Raw genomic sequence first — 19,023 nt, 5'->3', positions numbered from 1 at the left:
GCAACAGCGTGACCTGAAGTGGTAACCTGTTGCTCCATTTGTATTTTCAGGATATCGGAAAAAAATCATGACAACATCCATGGCTGTTATTCTGGTAGAAGCACCTGCTGATGCCTGCTGGGGTGAGAACGCCTTAATCAGTTTTAATCAGGGTTCTGCATTCATTCACCTCACCGGCTCATCATCTGATTGGTTACGTCTGATCCAGCGCGCAGGTCGCCGTCTGGATGCTCAGGGCATTAAACAACTGTCTCTGGTTGGTGAAGAATGGGATCCGGAACGTCGTTATGCGTTTTGTCAGGGTTTCTATAATCCGCGTGGCGGACAACAGCTTGACCTTGGTGACATGAGTGCGGAAGAACAACAGCAGCTGGATGCCTTACTGGAAACGACCCGCTGGATCCGCGAGATCACCAACGCAACGCCTGAAAATTTATATCCCACTGCATTAGCGACTGAAGCAGCGAAGTTTGTGGCTAAGCAGGCACCGGAACGCGTGAATTACCATATTCTGTCCGGCGAGGCGCTGAAGGAACTGGGTTATACCGGTATTTACAATGTGGGCCGCGGCAGTGCGCATGAACCGGCATTCCTGAAGCTTGATTACAACCCGACCGGCGATCTGGATGCTCCGATCACCGCCTGTCTGGTCGGTAAGGGCATTACCTTTGATTCCGGCGGTTACAGCCTGAAAGAGTCGGACATGATGCTGCCGATGAAGTCTGACATGGGCGGTGCCGCTATGCTGGCGGGTGCGCTGGCACTTGCGATTCGTCAGGGCTTGAATCACCGTGTACAACTTATGCTTTGCTGTGCGGAGAATCTGGTCAGCGGTAATGCGTTTAAACTGGGCGATATTCTGACTTATCGTAATGGCGTCAGCGTCGAAGTGTTGAATACCGATGCGGAAGGTCGTCTCGTTCTGGCTGATGGCTTACTGGATGCCAGTGCGACTGGTGCGCCGTATATTCTTGATGCAGCGACCCTGACCGGGGCGGCGAAAGTGGCATTGGGGCGTGATTATCATGCCGTATTCAGTTTACAGGATGAACAGGCACAGGCTATTGTGACGTGCGCGAAAGCGGAAAATGAAAAGGCATGGCCATTACCGCTGGAACCATGGCATACCACGCAATTAACTTCTTCTTATGCGGATATCGGTAACGTATCTTCCGCTGAAGGCACGGCTGGCGCGACGACTGCAGCGGCGTTCCTGTCAAAATTCGTGCGTGAAGAAGTGAAGGGCTGGGTGCATATGGACCTGTCTGCTTCATTCCAGAAAAATGCCAATGAGTTGTGGGCTCCGGGTGGGAAAGGTCATGGTGTAAGAACCATTGCCCGCTGGCTGCGGTCATTAAAATAGTCTCTCATTCAGCGCCGTGGCCCCGGTGGTCGCGGCGTTATCCTCCGGCGCATTTCTCTCTCCCTGCTACAAATGTTCTAAAATCAGATCAACTTATCATTAACACAATTTTTTCAATTGCAGCACAACCTGTTTCGTCATAACTTAGTAAACAAATAGAAATATCGATGATGATACAAGGACATAGCATGACTATTGAACGCACTTTCTCAATCATCAAGCCTGATGCAGTGGCAAAAAATATTATTGGTGAGATTTATCACCGTTTTGAGTGCGCAGGCCTGCATATCATCGCAGCGAAAATGCTGCATTTGTCCCAGGAACAGGCAGCCGGTTTCTATGCTGAGCATAAGGGCAAACCGTTCTACGATAACCTGCTGAAATTTATGACATCTGGCCCGATAGTGGTTCAGGTGCTGGAAGGTCAGGATGCGATCCGCCGTCATCGTGAATTACTGGGTAGCACCGATCCGGAAAAAGCACAGGCCGGAACTATACGCGCTGATCATGCGATCTCGGTTACCCAGAATGCGGTACATGGTTCTGATTCATCAGAGTCTGCAGCTCGTGAAATTGAGTTTTTCTTTACGGAAGATGAAATCTGTCCGCGTACACGCTGAGCGTTGGCCGGTACGGATGGTTGATATTGACATCTGAAATCAGATAATGGATCGTATTCTTCCGCATCCCATGCGATCGCCTGATATAATGTTATTTCGTCAGGCGATTGAACCGTGCAGCCGTATTACGTCTGCCTCAACGACATTACTGAAACGCTATCATGATACCAATCCGAAAACTGCTATCAGTTCTATTGTGTGGATTTTTCTCTTCTGCGGCATATGCCGCGACCACGGCAGAAAGCGCGCCTGCACAGACTGATATTCTGGCAACGCATATTTCAGCTGATTACCCTTCCGGTCCGGGTGGTTCTACGGATTCATTCCCGACATTCAACCGTGCTATGTGGTGGTTTAACTATGACATTCTGGATAAGAATGTTCTGAGACCGGTAGTACACAGCTATGTGGAATGGGTTCCTGCACCGTTTCGTACCGGTGTCAGCAATTTTGTCGCTAACCTGGATGAGCCTAACAATACGGTCAATAACCTGCTGCTCGGTGAGTTTAAGCATTCCGGTGCCAGTCTGGCCCGCTTCTCCCTGAATTCGACAGTCGGTATGCTTGGGCTGTTTGATATTGCCACGGATATGGGCATTGAGCGGCGTGAAATGAGTATGTCGACAGTCTTGGGTCGGGCGAAAATGACACAGGGGCCGTACTTTATGATCCCGGTGGCCGGTCCGATGACAGTTCGTAGCGGTATTGGTCAGCTGGTTGATAATCTGTATTGGCCATACAGTTATATGACGACACCAGTAACCCTTGCGAAATTTGCGATTTCCGGTCTGGATGCGCGCTCTAAAGTGATCGATCAGGAATCAATTATTGATAATGCCTTTGATCCATATATCACGACCCGCGATTTTTATCTGCAGTATCAGGAAGCAAAGGTACAGGGTAAGAAAGCGGCTGCAATGGGCAGTAAGAGCGATGCTGAAACAGATGCTGAAGTTGAAAAATATCTGGATGAAATAGATAACTAACAGATAACTAAATGGGAAAGGCGTAACCTGACGTTACGCCTTTTTTGTATCCGTGCTGACTGATTATTTCAGGTAGTCGAGATAAGGGGACTGCCGGGAGATCATCAGATCAACCAGTTCCGGGATGCAGCGGCATTTATCGTTTACAGAATCAACCAGCAATGCCTGTATTACCAGCTCACGTGACTGATTCAGAACCGCTTCTGCGGTCAGATCATGGACTGCCACCTGATTCGCTAACAACCCACCGATACCTGCCGGCATTTCCAGCTGGATGCCATGTACGCCTTTGCTGTCGATAATTGCCGGTACTTCAACAGAGATGAATCCCGGCAGTTGTCTGATATAACCTTTGTTCGGAATATTCACTGCGGCCTCTTCATAACCGGCATTGGTGAGTATGCCTTCAATGATCGGGACGACGCGTTCTTTGAGTTTCAGTTCGATTTTCGGCTCAACATGACCCAGGTAGTTACGGTAGAAGGCGTAGAAATCGAGGATACCGCGATGATCGCTGACGTCATACGCCCAGCGGATGTACTCACCAAAGTGGCTGTCACCGGTAATCGGCAGATAGTTAAATTTCTCCAGTATTTCTTTAAACAGTGTTCTGTCTGCCCAAGGATACGCACTGTCGATACCGCCCATGGCATCCCGCTCGGTAGCACCTTCGGTCTCAATCAGTTTTCCGTGCTTGCGGGTATAGCTCAGAATATCGGCAAAACCCGGTAATTTTTCAAAATAAGCTGGCGCTTTGGCGCGGATATCGGCGTAAGCGTCTTTGCCTGAGTCACGGTAATTGGCATTCAGCAGCACACTGAAATGGTTCAGACCACCGGCGCGTACGGCCAGATTGCTGAACGGTGTATTCAGAATTTCAGGCAGATAACGTTCCAGCGAGGCGATTTCGTGGCACATGCCGACAAAGTTCAGTTCAGGGAACTTACGGTGTACGGTGGTGCAGATGCGGCTCATCGGGTTGGAGTAATTGAAGATCCAGGCATCCGGGCAGATAGCTGCGATATCTTCACAGATCGCCAGAATCGGCGGAATAATGCGCAGGGAATGGAACAGACCGCCCGGACCGCCATTCTCGCCGTAAACCTGTTTAATGCCGTATTGCTGTGGTATTTGCCAGTCCATATCCCACAGCGCAAAGCGATCGCCGACTTCAATGGAGATCATGATGAAATTTGCGCCTTTCAGGGCATCTTTTCTGTTGGTGGTAGCGCGGATGGTGAATGGCAGATCTTGCTCCGCAACAAATTTACGGGCAGTTTCTTCGGTTAATGCCAATGCTTTCGGGTTGATGTCGTGTAATACGATTTCACTGCCTGCCAGTGTTTTGCTCTGGAAAATATCACCCAGTGTGCCATAACCAAACTGAGCACTGCCTGCACCGATAAGGACGATCTTGGTTGTCATGAAATTCTCTCCTGAAAAAACAGTTTTGGTGAAAAACCCTGGTTGCAAACGATATTAGAGAGTGCGCAGGCATAGCGGAAATGGTAGTTTTTGGCTTAGGCATTGATTAAATCAATTTCATAACCAAGAGCTGTGATCATGGACAAGGTTTTACGGCAATTCCTCGAAGTAGCTACTCTCAAAAATGTGACACATGCGGCAAATAAACTTTGCATGAATCAATCCACCCTGAGTATCAATATTAAACGGCTGGAAGAATCGCTCGGCGTGCCGTTGCTCATCCGTTCTTCCAGCGGGGTGGAGCTGACTGAATTCGGGCATGTTGTCCTGGAAGAGGCGCGCATCATGCAGCGTCTGCATGACAATACACTCACCAAAATTGAGTTTTTGAAAGAGCGTCTGGAGCGTGAACTGAAAGTAGGATCAGGCCATGCAGAGTGGCATCTGTTTGTGCGTGACAGTGTCAGAACGTACCGGCAGCGACATCCTTCGGCAAATATCCATACTGAGGTCGGGAATAATCTGCGGCTGATGGATCAGCTGCTGAGCGGTGATCTGGATCTTTCCGTCGGGAATGAGATTTACGGTCTCAACCGCAATGCGGGCGTACTTTTTATTCCGCTGTATCAGGTCACTAATAAAGCGTTTGTCCGAGCGGCGCATCCGCTGGCATTACGGTCATGTACCGCAGATGATTTGAAGGATTATCCGGCAATACATCTGACGCCGAATGAAAGCCGTTATTACCACGTAATGGATGAGTTATATCTGAAAGAATATGGCAGCTCGGTGCATATGGCGGAAAAAATCGTTTATTCCAGTAATACGATGGAGGCATGCATTGAAACGCTGGAAGGAACCAATGCGATCTTGTTTTTTCCGGGCAGCATGGAGAGTTATTTCAGCCAGTTTAACATTGTCAGTCTGCAGCTTACGGAAAATCAGAAAACCAATTCAATAGGGATCTATATGCTGCGTGAGCGACATGAAGATCCGCAACTCAGCGATATGTTGCAACTGATGCAGCACAATCTGAAGGAAAGGCTGCATCTGCTGGTATAAGCCTCAATACCTGCCCCCCGGCATTGAGGACGCACCAATTACCAGACAGGCTGACAAAGATACGGGTTGCTGACGCGCTCATGACCCAGTGTCGACATAGGGCCATGACCGGGGATGAATTTGACATCATCACCCAGCGGCAGAAGTTTTTGGGTGATGGCGTTGATCAGATCGGTGTGGTTGCCCTGCGGGAAATCCGTCCGGCCGATGGAGCCGTTAAACAGGACATCACCGACGATCGCCAGCTGGCTGTCTGCATGATAAAAAACCACATGCCCCGGTGTATGCCCCGGACAATGCAGCACCTGTAACTCCAGATTGCCGACGGTGACGGTATCTGTTTCCGTCAGCCAGTTATCCGGAGTGAACACATCGGTGTGTGCAAAACCAAACATTTCCGACTGCGCGGGCAGGGCATTTAACCAGAACGCATCGGCCTGATGCGGTCCGATGATCGGGCAGCCGGTACGTTTACGCAGTTTGTCTGCGCCGCCAACATGATCAAGATGACCGTGGGTGAGTAACAGCTTGGTCAGCGTGAGATTATTTTTCTCTACTGCCTGCAGCAGTTTTTCGATATCACCACCCGGATCAATAAGCGCTGCCTGATGGGTTTCATCGCACCAGAGCAGAGTACAGTTTTGCTGGAAGGCGGTTACGGGAATGATCTGATACTGCAGCATGAAGAAGTCCTGTAATTCAGTTTTCTAAAATGGTAACCATGAGCACGATGGAATGCGACGATTACCAGTCGATACCTTTTTGTGCTTTGATTCCGCTGTCGAAGGCATGTTTGACGTTTTTGATTTCACTGACGGTGTCAGCTATCTCCAGCAGAGCCCGATGGCAGCCGCGACCCGTGATGATCACATGCTGGTGCAGTGGCCGGTTAGTTAATGCCGTGACAACATCATCCACGTCAAGATAGTGATAGGCGACCATATAGGTCAGTTCATCTAATAACACGACATCGTAGCTATCAGATGCCAGCATCCGCTTTGCTTCCTGCCACACCAGCTGCGCAGCTTGCTGATCTTTTTCCTTGTTTTGTGTTTCCCAGGTAAAGCCGGTCGCCATGATATGAAATTCAACGCCGGCTTTTTGTAATAATACCCGTTCACCACATTCCCAGGTGCCTTTAATAAATTGCACCACACCGGCATTCATACCATGACCGACAGCACGTGTTACGGTGCCAAAACCGGAGGTGCTTTTGCCTTTGCCATCACCGGTGATCACAATCATGAGCCCGCGCTCATCCTGTGCGGCAGCAATACGGGCATCCACTTTTTCTTTCAGTCGTTGCTGGCGGGCCTGATACCGTTGCTGGCGTTCGCTGTTATCTTCCATTTAATTACTCCGGTCAGATGGCGGGGGATGGCCGCCCAATAAAGCGGATTTGCGGATAAATGCCATCCTCTGTGTAGAGGATCTGTATCCGTGTTATTGAGCCGTAATCAATCCGCAGGCGCTGATAATAGTCAGCTGATTGCCAATCTACGGATAAAAGCTGTGCGAGGATCATTCGTATCACGCCAGCATGTGTAACGACCAGCGTCTGAGTCCCCCGGCATTGTTGTAACAGCGTTTGCCATGCCTGTTCAACCCGGTTTTTAAAGCCAAGTAACGATTCACCTTCCGGAGGTGTTACTTCTGCGGGTGTTTGCCAGAATTTTTCCAGTTCCGGCCAGCGGGGTTGTAACTGATCGAATGTGTGTCCGTCCCAGGTACCGAAATTCATTTCCTGTAACAGCGGATCAGTGGTCAGCTGCAGAGCGTGACGCCGGCTGTAATCTTTGGCAAACCGGTGACACCGCTGCAGGGGAGAACTGAGCACCTGCTGGTACTGCAGATCAATGCTTACTGATTGCTGCATCTGCCGCCATCCGGATTCACTCAGTGCGATATCTGTGCGGCCATATAATCCGGGGTCACCGGCAATCGTTCCATGACGCAGTAAATCAATAATTGCGCTCTGATAAGACGAGTTCATTGTTTTACCTTCAGAGGCAATGGGTGGCTCTCCATTACAGCGTTACCCCGGCACTTTCAAAGCTGGCCATATTGTTATAGAACTCAGCTGCAGAGCGCAGCAGAGGTAAAGCCACAGCGGCACCTGTACCTTCGCCCAGACGTAATCCCAGTTGCAGCAATGGTGTTGCACCAAGTGCTTCCAGCATGGCCTGGTGGCCTTGTTCGCCGGAGCAGTGTGCAAACAGCATGTAATCGCGACAGGCAGGCGCGAATTTTGCCGCCAGTAATGCAGATGCCGTGGTGATGAAGCCATCGACCAGGATGCTGATCCCGGCTTCTGCGGCACCTAACATGGCCCCGGTGATTTGCGCAATCTCAAAACCACCGACTTCCTGCAATACATTGTGCGGATCATTTTTGCTGCCGATGCGTGCCAGGGCGGTTTCTGTAATCGCGATTTTGTGTTTAAGCTGAGAATCACTGATCCCGGTGCCACGACCCACGCATTCTGCCGCAGGTTTATTCATCAGCGCGGCCATAATGCAGGAGGCGGGGGTGGTGTTGCCAATGCCCATCTCACCAAAAGCCAGCAGATTACAGCCTTCTGCGGCGAGCTGTTTTGCCAGTCGACGGCCATATTCCAGTGCCAGCAGAACCTCTTCTTCGGCCATGGCCGCTTCTTTGGCCAGATTACGGGTTCCGGTACCGATACGCTGGATAATCAGGCGATCATCGTTGATCGGCGTTTTAATACCGGCATCAATGACTTTTAATGCCATGTTATTGGCGCGGCATAAACAGTTAATGGCGGCACCGCCTGCCAGGAAGTTCAGTACCATCTGACGCGTGACATCACTGCTGGTCAGGCTGACTTTTTCTTCTGAAACGCCATGATCACCGGCAAAAACCAGCATGGTAGGCTGATTGATCGTGATTTCCGGGGTGCCTTGTACCATGGCTAACTGATGAGCAGTATCTTCCAGAAGTCCTAAGGCGCCCAGCGGTTTGGTTTTCATATTGATTTTGTGCAGGATGGCATCACTGTTTTCTCGTGAGACCGGTTTGATATTCCATGAAGTGCTCATTTTTTCCCTTTTATTTATATTTTTTGTAAACCAGTAAAAAATAAAACCAATGCAGATGAATACCTGCACTGGCTTCTGATAGTTATTATATGGCGCGGACAACAAGCCCTTTCAGGTAGTAACCTTCCGGATAAGGGGTGGCAATAGGGTGGTCGGCAGCCTGAGTCATTCGTTCGAGGATCTGCGCTTCCCGGCCTGCATCCAGCGCGGCGTCTGCGACAATTTTCTGGAACAGTTCAGACGTCATCAGGCCGGAGCAGGAGAATGTCAGCAGGATACCTTCCGGATTCAGCAGCTGGAAGGCGAGCAGGTTGATATCTTTATAACCGCGGCATGCGCCAATCAACTGTGCTTTGTTCTCCGCGAATTTAGGCGGATCAAGCACGATCATGTCAAACTTTTCCCCGCGCTCACGATATTCACGCAGTAGTTTGAACACATCCTGTTTTTCAAAACGGGCTTTCGTCAGATCAAGTTTGTTCAGCGTTGCATTGTGTTTAGCCAGTTCCAGCGCTGATTCAGAAACGTCAACGTTAATGACTTCTTTGGCACCACCTTGCAGAGCGTAAACACCAAAACCACCGGTATAGCAGAAACAGTTCAGTACGCGGCGATCTTTGGCATAACGGCCGGCAATGGCCCGGTTATCACGTTGATCCAGATAAAAACCGGTTTTATGACCGCCTTTGATATCAACGCTGATCTTGATGCCATTGTTTTCTTCAATGATCACTTCATCAGGAGGCACTTCGCCATAGATCAAACCGGTGCGTTCAGCCAGGCCTTCTTTTTTACGTACCGCGACATCTGAACGTTCGTAAATAGAGCAGGTTGGATAGAGTTGTTGCAGCGCGCTGATCAATTCATGGCGATGATATTCAGCACCACTGGAAAGTAGCTGGCAGACCAGATGATCGTTATAACGATCGATGGTGATCCCCGGCAGCAGATCTGATTCTGCGGCGACCAGACGATAGGCTGAAAGCTGTAAACGGGAGATCAGTAATTCACGACCCGCTTGGGCTTGTTGCAGGCGGCGAACGAAGAATTCAGTATCAATCTGTTCGTCTTGTTTGAATGTCCAGACACGCAACCGGATCTGAGAATCAGGTGACCAGGCTCCGCGCGCTAACCATTTGCCGCGCTGATCGACGATATCTACCGGCTCACCTGCTTCTGGTTTGCCTTTTACTTTGTCGATAGCTTTGGAAAAAATCCAGGGATGACGGCGCAGCAGGGATTTTTCCCGATCTTTTTGCAGATAAACGGTAGTGCTCATTAGGAGGCTCTGGTAAAAAAAACAGGGTAACTATTGTAGCTGTCCCGGTTTTGAAACTCCAATGATCACCGCTGGATTACGTTTTAAAGAGTAGCTGCTGCGCTCACGAAAAGCACAGCAGCCGGGTTACGAGGAAATTAAGCGCCATTCCAGCGTTTGAATAACACGCTGGCGTTGACCCCGCCAAAACCAAAGCCATTGGAAATGGCATATTCAATCGGCATTTTACGGGCGGCACCGTGCACAATATCGACACCTTCGGCAAACGGATCGGCTTGCTCAAGATTGCGGGTGGCCGGGGCGATCTGATCGCGGATCGCCAGTATTGTGAAGATGGCTTCAATGCCACCGGCAGCGCCTAACAGGTGTCCGGTTGCTGATTTGGTCGAGGTTACGGCAATCTTATTCTCTGTGCCGAAAATGGTTTTGATGGCGGCCAGTTCACCTTTATCACCGACAGGGGTGGAGGTGGCATGCGCATTCAGATGCTGGATTTGAGAAGGTTCAATACCCGCCTGACGAATAGCGGTGGCCATGGCGCGACGCGCGCCGTCACCGTTTTCCGGACCGGCAGTCAGGTGGTAGGCATCCGCGCTGGTGCCATAACCGACTAATTCCGCAATCGGTGTTGCACCACGTGCCAGTGCATGCTCCAGCGATTCAATCACCAGCAGTCCGGCACCTTCACCCATGACAAAACCATCGCGATTCAGATCAAAAGGGCGCGATGCCTGATCCGGCGTATCATTAAATGAGGTGGATAATGCCCGGGCGGCAGCAAAGCCAGCGAGGCTGACCCGATCTATGCATGCTTCAGCTCCGCCGCAAACAGCAATATCGGCTTCACCAGTGCGGATCATTCTGGCCGCATCACCAATCGCCTGAACACCGGCGGCACAGGCCGTTACCGGTGCGCCCAGCGGGCCTTTAAAACCGAAATTAATGGAGACATGACCCGCTGCCATATTCACCAGAAAAGAGGGGATGGTGAACGGTGATAACCGGCGGGGGCCTTTATTATCCGTAGTTCTTACTGCATCCGCGATGGCAGGAAAGCCGCCAACCCCGGAAGCGATGATGGTCGCAGTGCGTTCCTGTTCTTCGGGGGTGTTCGCGACCCAGCCAGCTTGCGCTAATGCTTCTTTCGCGGCAGCAACAGCAAACATGATGAAGCGATCCATCTTTTTCTGCTCTTTCACCGGGATCACGTCATCAGGATTAAAGCCGGCTTCCGCATCTTCTTCCTGAGACGGAACGACGCCGCCCACTTTGGCCGGCAGGTCGGCAGTAACTGATTCCGCCAGACGACGCAATCCGGATTGTCCGGCCAGCAAGCGCTGCCAGACTGTTTCAATGCCGCAACCTAACGGAGTTACAGCGCCCATGCCAGTGACGACAATGCGACGTGATGTCATGATTATGATTCCTCGTGGTAATGAGCGTCAGTGGTAGTCGCATGACTATCCCACTGGCGCTGATAATGCTGAAGGCGCTGGATCATGCCTTCTGATGCAGCAGGGCCGGGAACAAGCCGGTGTGCCTGTGCTGAAATTTCGCGGCCGGTTACTTTATCGACTAACACGGGTTCCGCGATTTCACCGGTTTGTGAATCGGCGAGCAGAATACTCGGCCCTTCCGGTGCGAAATGCTTGTTTCCCCAGGCCAATAAAGTGGTCAGCACAGGGCTTAAATCCCGGCCACGTTGCGTTAGTACATACTCATAACGGGGAGGACGCACAGAGTATTGACGTTTCTCCAGTAGGCCACTTTCCATTAAAGCGGTTAAACGACGTGTCAGCATATTGGGCGCGATATCGAGGCTTTTCTGAAATTCATCAAATCGCGTCAAACCATGTAACGCGTCACGAATGATCAACAGACTCCACCATTCACCAACACATTCCAGGCTGCGGGCGATAGGACATTGTGTTTCATTGAGACTTTTCCGTCGCATACGATTCCAATATGTTACTTGCATAATGATAGTGACATTACATTGGTTACTTTCATTATGCAAGTTAGTGTGAAACATGTTTAATTTGCGCACCTTGTTACGTTTTTGTTATCGCGATAACCGGTTACCAAAATTATTGTGGTATCTCTTTATGACACCAGATGCATTTGCTGTCGCGGATGACCATTAATTTTCAGTATTACGCCGGGTAGCATCAAGAGCACAGCCATCTGGAATATTCAGTAGATAAGTATGGACTATTTTTTGTTCAGTGATGTTTCGTTCGCTGTATTAAGGAGTCAGGGATTTTATGTGGCAAGCTTCAGAAAAAAGATATGACTCAATGACATATCAACGTTGTGGCCGTTCAGGGTTATTATTGCCGGCTATTTCACTCGGGTTATGGCATAACTTTGGTGAAGACACGGCAGACAGCACTAAACGGGCAATTTGCCGTAAAGCTTTTGATCTGGGGATTACCCATTTTGACCTGGCCAATAACTATGGCCCGCCACCAGGTTCTGCAGAGATTGCCTTCGGTAAAATCCTGAAAACGGACTTTGCCGGTTACCGGGATGAGTTAATCATTTCTTCAAAAGCGGGCTACGATATGTGGCCGGGTCCGTATGGACAATGGGGAAGCCGTAAATATCTGATCGCCAGTTGCGATCAAAGCCTGAAACGACTGGGGCTGGATTATGTCGATATTTTCTATTCGCATCGCTTTGATCCGCTGACACCGTTAGAAGAAACCATGATGGCGCTGGATCATATTGTCCGCTCAGGCCGGGCGCAGTATGTCGGGATTTCTTCTTATAACTCGCAACGTACCCGTGAAGCGGTCGCTATTCTGAAAGAGCTGGGCACACCTTGTCTGATCCATCAGCCAAGCTATTCCATGCTGAACCGTTGGGTGGAAGAAGACGGGTTGCTGGATACTCTGGATGAGTCAGGTGTGGGTTCGATCGTGTTCTCGCCATTGGCGCAGGGCATGCTGACCGGAAAATACCTGAATGGGATCCCGGAAGGCAGTCGTGTTACCCAGCATAAGTCGTTGCGCGAAAGTTTTCTGAGTGAGGAAACGCTGAACCATATCCGTAAACTTAATGAGATTGCGCAACGCCGCGGTCAGACATTGGCGCAGATGGCGCTGGCGTGGGTGCTGCGCGGTGGTCGGGTTACCTCTGCGCTGATTGGTGCCAGTCGGCCGGAACAGGTAGAAGATTGTGTCGGCGCGCTCGCTAACCGTGATTTTACCGAAGCTGAACTGGCGGAAATTGATGTATATGCGCAGGATGCCAACATCAATATCTGGGCCGCTTCGGCGGAACGTCAGGGACCGGCCCGTAAATAGTTAACGATGAGATTAGGTGCCAGATTAATGTTTCTGGCACCTAATCTTTACCACTGCGCCAGATTGAAATTAGTACCCAGATACCGCCGCTGGCTGCTGCGATAAAACCAAACAACCCCAGAGTGGATAGTCCGCCATCCGGGCCATTGATATTTGAAACAATGGCCGTGCCGATAATCAGTGCAGCAGTAATGATGCTAAGCGCCAGGCGACTGACCGCACGGTCAATTTTCTCGCCAAAATGTTTGAGCGGAATGACTTCGACCTGGATCTGTAACTTGCCCCGCCGGGCTGAACGCAGAAGCCGGCTCAGATCTTTCGGAAGACTGGCAATGAGACCCAGTGCGTCGATTAATGTACGCCAGCCGCGTTTAGCTATGGCTTCGGGGGCTGAGTAAGCAAGAAGTACTTTTTCAAGAAATGGCGCGATAGCGCTGGTCATATCGAAACCGGGATTCAGCTGCCGTCCCAGTCCTTCCAGAGTAATGAACGCTTTGAACAGGAGCGCCAGATCCGGCGGCAGTGTGAGTCCGTGATCACGCAGTATGGTGAGCAGCTCAGACAGCAGGCGGGCTATATCTAACTTTCGCAGCTCGACACCATGATACTGATCGACGAAAGCGTCGATTTCGACCTGTAGCGTGTCACTGACTGTCTCTGTATTTTCACTCCAGTCGAGCAGCACATCGGAAACGGTTGCCGAATCGTGACTGACAAGGCCGTGCAGCAATACCGCCAGCTGATAACGACGCTCTCCGGAAATGCGTCCCACCATACCGAAATCAATGAAGGCAATACGGTTATCCGGCAGATAGTAGATGTTGCCGGGGTGCAGATCCGCGTGGAAGAAACCATCCTCCAGAATCATCTTAAGAACAGCATCAGTGCCACGTTGTGCCAGCAGTGCACGATCTAAACCTGTGGCATCCAGCGCGGCCAGATTGCGGCCCGGTATCCCCTCAATATAGTCCTGCACATTGAGGCGCTCACATGTCCAGGTCCAGTAGATACGGGGGATAACAATTTCGGGGTGTGCTTCAAAGCTGGTGGCGATACGTTCAGCACTGCGTCCTTCAGTGGAGAAATCCAGTTCCCGGCGCAGTGACAACGTGAACTGACGGACGACTTCACGAGGGTGATATCGTCGTAGATCAGGGGCTTCTGATTCAAGAATTTCAGCCAGCCGTTTAATCAGACGCAAATCGGCTTCGACCAGTGGACGAATTCCCGGACGGCGTATTTTGAGAATGACCGGTGTGCCGTCGGCCAACCAGGCGCGATGAACCTGCGCCAGCGAGGCGGCGGCTAATGCTTCTGATTCCAGACGGGGGAAGATGTCTTCCGGTGGCTCGCCAAGATCCTCTGTTAACTGTGCTCTGAGATCAGCGAAAGGAACCGCGACCGCAGCATCCTGCAGTTTGCTGAATTCAGCAATCCAGTCGGGCGGGAACAAGTCGACACGCGTGGCCAGGATCTGTCCCAGCTTAACGAAGGTTGGCCCCAGTTCTTCCAGTGCCCGTCGCACACGCGCAGGCGATTCGAGCCGGGCCAGATCCTCTGACACATGCCAGTGCAGGGCCCGGCCTGTGCGCTCAAGTACACCCGCCAGACCGATTCGGCGCACCAGATCACCGAAGCCATAGCGGATCAGGACGGCAGCGATATCATGCAGACGTCCCAGATCGCGGACTGCGCTGATCGCCTGCCAAAGCATTATTTATCCCTGCCTGGTGATTTTGGCTCGTTTTTATCTTCAGTCTTCGGCTGCAGTTTTTGAACCAGACCGTTCAGTACCCCGGCAGCCAGACTGGCAAACAATGCGCCTTCTTTACGCAGGGTCTGCGTTCCGGCTGCGACTTGTTCGCGAGTTGTATCAGCGATGATATGGGCCAGCTGGGAAACTGCGGATGCGACTTTCTCTCCTACAACCGTGCCACTGACCCGGGCATGATGCGCTAAATCATGCAGGGTAGTCCGTGCCGTTCCCGTTGCGCTCTGTGCTGCATTACTGATTGTTTCAATAAACAGCGACTCAAGTGCCGCGAGGTCAGTCATCGTGCTTTTCAGTTCCTGCTGAGAAAACTCACTGGTGCGGCCTGCCGCTTCCTTGAGTGCTAACTGAGTGGCTTCTGCGGCGGCAGCCAGAGCATCATCCAGACCCTGCATGGCTTCTTTCAGCAGTTTGGCTTCATGACCGGTATGGCTGGCAGCACCCTGTTGTGCCCCCTTTATTACAGCGCCCATCACCTGTCTGATTGATTCAGTATTCAGTACGCCACCTGAGAGCGCGTTCAGCGTAATTGTCCGTACACGTCCGGAAACTGCTGCTGTATCATTTTCCAGAACAGATTGAACCAGCAGCTCAACTTCTTTCGCTGTAGCGGCAATCTTTTGTGTTTTTTCCTGTTCCTGCAAAAGGTGGTCTATTTCTGCTTCAGCCTGAATCCAGTCTTCTTCTATGCTGCCACCGGTAAAACCGCGTTTTTCAGCACGAAAATAGGCGGCTTCAGCAATCATTTGATAGCGTTCTTTGGCAGAAACAGGCTGGACAGGTTCAGTGACGGGTTCCGGTTTTACGCTCTTTGCCGCGCTGGATTTGGGTTTGCGCATGATCATTGCTCCTGATTTAAAGACGGGCTGAAAAATCCGGCATGTGCAACATCATCCCATCCCCGGAATTTCTGTCGCAACTAAATGAATCTCTAATAAAAATTTTAGATGCAACCATCCGGTACATCAAATTTTCAGATGAAGATAAGGCGAGAGTTTGTGTTTTAAATCAATTCAGGGGAAAATTTCCGTAATAGATGTGTTTTTCAATATTGCTTTGATATTTATAAATAAAAAGTTATAAATATTATTCTCTTACCTTTCGTGCAATTTTACCGATATTGCTATTCTTCAGCGGTGTAGTGAGTCAGAACCTCCTGCTAGAGGCTATTAATGAATAATAATTCGCTCAGAACGAGCCGCTTTACCAGAGAATGGGTTATCTTTTTTTTCTGTTTTGCCGTTATGGGCAGCTGGCTCGGGTACGTAAGCTATGATGAATATCTGCGTGTCGATACTCTGGAAAGAGAGCGCCTGACTGATAATGCCGCGGTTATCCATGATCATATTTCTCATCAGTTAATTTCCATCGGAACTACGCTTTCCAGTGTCAGACGTAATTTAGACGTATGGTCGCAGCAGCAAGATGGCATGTCTGTTGCCCATGAGCACCTCAAGTCATTGTCAGATGCGATGCCAAATGTGCATTCGATAGGCATTCTTGATGCCGACGGCAATGTTTTGACATCAGCTAAAAAGGAAGTTATCGGGAAAAACTTTGCGTATCGCGAATATTTTCAGGCCCCGCAGAAAAATCCGGATCCGGATATGCTGTATATCAGTTCACCCTTTCAATCTGTTTTAGGTCGCTGGACTTTAACTCTGTCGCGTGCGGTTATCGGCCCCGATGGGAAGTTTGCCGGCGTTGTCACTGCATCCCTCGCAGCGCAGGAGTTCAACGTTCTCATGCAGGCCATTCGCTATTCCCCCGATTTATGGTCAGCAGTTATTCATGGCGATGGCACATTGTTTCTATCATCTCCGGACCATAAAGAACCTATCGGGATGAATATGGCAACACCCGGTTCGTTCTTTTCCCGGCATATAAAAAGCAACCGTGAGGTGTCAATTTTTACTGGCTATGCCGCTGGTGAAGAACAAATGGTTGTGCTGCGCACTATTCAGCCTGCGAAGTTCCATATGGATAAGCCAATCATCTTCAAAGTGGCTCGTGAGATTGATGCTATTTATGCTGAATGGAAAAAAAATACTCTCCGGTACAGTAGTTTGTATATTTTGCTTGTTTTAGTTGGTGCCGGTGGTCTTTTCTTTTCGCAGAAAAAACGTCGTTTTGTAGAGCGGGAGACTAGTAAAGCGGAAGCGCTGGTTCGTGCAGCACGCCGGGAACTGGAAACCTTTTTCGATGTATCACCAGATTTACTCTGTATGGTCGATCTGGACGGACATTTCAGAAAGATAAGTCCGTCCTGGACAAAATTACTGGGCTATTCACTGAAGGAACTCGAAGGTTCTGCCTTTATGGACTATGTACATCCCACGGATGTTGCAGCGACAAAGGCTATATGGTTAAAGCAGTTAAATGGCGAAGCGGTGGCTGGCTTTACCAATCGTTACAGACGACAGGATGGTGCCTATTGTTTCATCGAGTGGTGTTCAGTTTGTCGTGAAAATACGATCTATGCAGTGGCGCGTGATGTGGGTGAGCGTAAAGAGACCGAGCTTAAACTTCGGTTTATGGCTTATCATGACGGGTTAACCGGCCTTCCTAACAGACAGCTGTTTTTTGATCGTCTTGCCCGGAGCATTTCAAATGCCAAACGGAACAAGAAACAATTCGGCTTACTATTTATTGATCTGGATGGCTTCAAGCAAGTTAATGATCGCTACGGTCATGAGGCCGGAGATATAACCTTGCAGACCGTTGCGGATCGTTTTGTATCTTCATTGCGTGAAAACGATACGGTTGCACGGATGGCGGGCGATGAATTTGTTGTCATTCTTAATGATCTGGGAAATGCCCATGAAGCCGGATATGTAGCCCGTAAATTACTGGACGCTATTGCTCCGGCAATCGTGATTGCTGATGGCATGGAATGTCATGTTGGTGCCAGTATCGGGATCGCTATTTTCCCGGATAATGGCACTGAAATGGATACGCTTCTTGTTGCTGCTGATGCAGCGATGTATCAGTGTAAAAAGAACGGCAAGAACAACTACATGTTTTCTGGTGATATCAGTTCAGCTGAAACAAATGAGGCGGATCTGATTTTTTCTGATGAACTGCACAAAGTCGGCGTACGAGAGATCGATGAACAACATCAGGTAATAGTCAATGCGCTGAGTAATTTGTCTGCAGCAATAAAAAATAATATTGATGAAAAAGAGATTACCTTATTGTTTGATGAACTGGGCCGTTTAATAAGTTCCCATTTCCTGAGTGAAGAAAACCTGATGAAACGATACGCTTATCCGGGGCTTGAATCGCATAAGGCTGAACATGAGTATTTCCTCGCTGAAATTCCCAATGTAAAGATGAAAGTATCCAAGGGATTTGGTGAGTTATTCATGGTCAGATTGATCAGACATTACCTTATGCACCACATATTAAAAGAAGATAAGCAGCTTGGAGAATTTATCCGGCAGAATGATATTAAGGGGTAGCGGGGTAACGGATCCCGTTAGGTTTTCTGTAATTGTTCATATTCGCTGAAAGAGAAACGTCGTTAATATCTAGTATATAAAGCACACCGAAATATATTACACAATCCGGAAATATTAAAAGGATCCTGCCAGACAACTAATTTGCTAAATGCCTGTTTTCTGCTTAGCTTAAAATTGATTATTCGTTGATTTTAAAAGGAAGATATTTATGCGTTATCTCGTCAGAATTTTATTATCCGCAACACTTTTTCTGGGTGTTGCTGGTCCGGGATTGGCTGCTGCTACCGATCCATTATTCATTAATATGACGACCAATGAAGAACATCGTTCAGCTATGGCGATTGGTTTTGGTAAAAGCCAGTTAGATCGGGGGCATCCGCTGACTCTCTTTTTAAATGATAAAGGGGTGCTGCTTGCATCCAAAGTCAACGCAGCGAAATATGCTAATCAGCAGAAGATATTGAGTGAGCTGGTCGCCAAAGGTGCTGTGGTTCTGGTCTGTCCGACCTGTATCAAACACTATAACGTTCAGGAATCAGATCTATTACCGGGGCTGAAAGTCAGTAATCCGGACCTGACCGGTGGCGCATTATTCCAGGATAATACCAAAGCATTATCCTGGTAACGAATCAGTTACCCGGTAAGTAACGGGCAATACGGCGGGCAATCACCGGTTTTCTGCTTCATTC

The 19,023-nt window shown here is 49.6% G+C and carries 18 protein-coding genes; 7 read left to right on the top strand and 11 right to left on the bottom strand.

From position 1 onward, the window contains the following. The first annotated feature begins 67 nt into the window (after positions 1-67). From pepB to TOLA_RS10225, 3 genes are all read left to right on the top strand, one after another. A complete protein-coding gene (gene pepB, locus TOLA_RS10235) occupies positions 68-1,363 on the top strand; it encodes an aminopeptidase PepB (protein ID WP_015879080.1) in 1,296 nt (431 codons plus the stop codon). Between the two features lie 188 nt (positions 1,364-1,551). Beyond that, positions 1,552-1,983, top strand: coding sequence for a nucleoside-diphosphate kinase (gene ndk / locus TOLA_RS10230; RefSeq protein ID WP_015879079.1), 432 nt, complete (start codon positions 1,552-1,554; stop codon positions 1,981-1,983). A 161-nt stretch (positions 1,984-2,144) separates the two neighbouring features. After that, on the top strand, positions 2,145-2,969 hold the full coding sequence (locus tag TOLA_RS10225) for an MlaA family lipoprotein (RefSeq protein ID WP_015879078.1): 825 nt from the start codon (positions 2,145-2,147) through the stop codon (positions 2,967-2,969). A 63-nt stretch (positions 2,970-3,032) separates the two neighbouring features. Here TOLA_RS10225 and TOLA_RS10220 read toward each other — a convergent pair whose 3' ends face one another. Next, positions 3,033-4,394: a family 4 glycosyl hydrolase gene (locus TOLA_RS10220; RefSeq protein ID WP_015879077.1), complete on the bottom strand. Its 1,362-nt coding sequence runs from the start codon at positions 4,392-4,394 to the stop codon at positions 3,033-3,035. Between the two features lie 138 nt (positions 4,395-4,532). Here TOLA_RS10220 and TOLA_RS10215 point away from each other — a divergent pair, with 138 nt between their 5' ends. Beyond that, positions 4,533-5,456, top strand: coding sequence for a LysR family transcriptional regulator (locus tag TOLA_RS10215; protein WP_015879076.1), 924 nt, complete (start codon positions 4,533-4,535; stop codon positions 5,454-5,456). 38 nt (positions 5,457-5,494) lie between these two features. Here the strand turns inward: TOLA_RS10215 and TOLA_RS10210 are convergent, their stop codons facing one another. From TOLA_RS10210 to TOLA_RS10180, 7 genes are all read right to left on the bottom strand, one after another. Further along, complete coding sequence (locus TOLA_RS10210) at positions 5,495-6,139, bottom strand: MBL fold metallo-hydrolase (RefSeq protein WP_015879075.1); 645 nt, start codon at positions 6,137-6,139, stop codon at positions 5,495-5,497. Positions 6,140-6,200: 61 nt separating this feature from the next. Further along, a complete protein-coding gene (gene cobO / locus TOLA_RS10205) occupies positions 6,201-6,806 on the bottom strand; it encodes a cob(I)yrinic acid a,c-diamide adenosyltransferase (protein WP_015879074.1) in 606 nt (201 codons plus the stop codon). 13 nt (positions 6,807-6,819) lie between these two features. Then, positions 6,820-7,449 (bottom strand): alpha-ribazole phosphatase, encoded by a 630-nt coding sequence (gene cobC, locus TOLA_RS10200; protein ID WP_015879073.1) that lies wholly within the window; start codon positions 7,447-7,449, stop codon positions 6,820-6,822. A 34-nt stretch (positions 7,450-7,483) separates the two neighbouring features. Then, positions 7,484-8,515 (bottom strand): nicotinate-nucleotide--dimethylbenzimidazole phosphoribosyltransferase, encoded by a 1,032-nt coding sequence (gene cobT, locus TOLA_RS10195; protein ID WP_015879072.1) that lies wholly within the window; start codon positions 8,513-8,515, stop codon positions 7,484-7,486. A gap of 85 nt (positions 8,516-8,600) precedes the next feature. Beyond that, positions 8,601-9,794 (bottom strand): class I SAM-dependent methyltransferase, encoded by a 1,194-nt coding sequence (locus TOLA_RS10190; protein WP_015879071.1) that lies wholly within the window; start codon positions 9,792-9,794, stop codon positions 8,601-8,603. 137 nt (positions 9,795-9,931) lie between these two features. Further along, on the bottom strand, positions 9,932-11,209 hold the full coding sequence (gene fabF / locus TOLA_RS10185) for a beta-ketoacyl-ACP synthase II (protein WP_015879070.1): 1,278 nt from the start codon (positions 11,207-11,209) through the stop codon (positions 9,932-9,934). A 2-nt stretch (positions 11,210-11,211) separates the two neighbouring features. Continuing rightward, positions 11,212-11,748 (bottom strand): winged helix-turn-helix transcriptional regulator, encoded by a 537-nt coding sequence (locus TOLA_RS10180; protein WP_015879069.1) that lies wholly within the window; start codon positions 11,746-11,748, stop codon positions 11,212-11,214. A 310-nt stretch (positions 11,749-12,058) separates the two neighbouring features. On the opposite strand from TOLA_RS10180, the gene mgrA reads away from it, so the two are divergent. Next, on the top strand, positions 12,059-13,102 hold the full coding sequence (gene mgrA / locus TOLA_RS10175; protein WP_015879068.1) for an L-glyceraldehyde 3-phosphate reductase: 1,044 nt from the start codon (positions 12,059-12,061) through the stop codon (positions 13,100-13,102). Between the two features lie 40 nt (positions 13,103-13,142). Here the strand turns inward: mgrA and TOLA_RS10170 are convergent, their stop codons facing one another. The 3 genes from TOLA_RS10170 to TOLA_RS16790 form a co-directional block, all read right to left on the bottom strand. After that, positions 13,143-14,816 (bottom strand): ABC1 kinase family protein, encoded by a 1,674-nt coding sequence (locus TOLA_RS10170; protein ID WP_015879067.1) that lies wholly within the window; start codon positions 14,814-14,816, stop codon positions 13,143-13,145. After that, positions 14,816-15,712, bottom strand: a complete 897-nt coding sequence (locus TOLA_RS10165; protein WP_015879066.1) for a DUF2934 domain-containing protein — start codon at positions 15,710-15,712, stop codon at positions 14,816-14,818. The genes TOLA_RS10170 and TOLA_RS10165 overlap by 1 nt, the downstream gene beginning before the upstream one ends. A 330-nt stretch (positions 15,713-16,042) precedes the next feature. After that, positions 16,043-16,228, bottom strand: coding sequence for a hypothetical protein (locus tag TOLA_RS16790; protein WP_171804911.1), 186 nt, complete (start codon positions 16,226-16,228; stop codon positions 16,043-16,045). On the opposite strand from TOLA_RS16790, the gene TOLA_RS16370 reads away from it, so the two are divergent. Beyond that, positions 16,157-18,334 (top strand): bacteriohemerythrin, encoded by a 2,178-nt coding sequence (locus tag TOLA_RS16370; protein WP_281054827.1) that lies wholly within the window; start codon positions 16,157-16,159, stop codon positions 18,332-18,334. The two genes, TOLA_RS16790 and TOLA_RS16370, sit on opposite strands and share 72 nt — an antisense overlap. Before the next feature lie 208 nt (positions 18,335-18,542). After that, positions 18,543-18,959 carry a DsrE family protein gene (locus TOLA_RS10155; RefSeq protein WP_015879064.1) on the top strand — a complete coding sequence of 139 codons (417 nt, stop codon included), beginning with the start codon at positions 18,543-18,545 and terminating at the stop codon, positions 18,957-18,959. Positions 18,960-19,023: the final 64 nt, after the last annotated feature.

It is taken from the genome of Tolumonas auensis DSM 9187 (assembly GCF_000023065.1).
Lineage (GTDB): Bacteria > Pseudomonadota > Gammaproteobacteria > Enterobacterales > Aeromonadaceae > Tolumonas > Tolumonas auensis.
The sequence above is the reverse complement of the archived record's forward strand: the minus strand, read 5'-3'. Positions and strand labels throughout refer to the sequence as shown.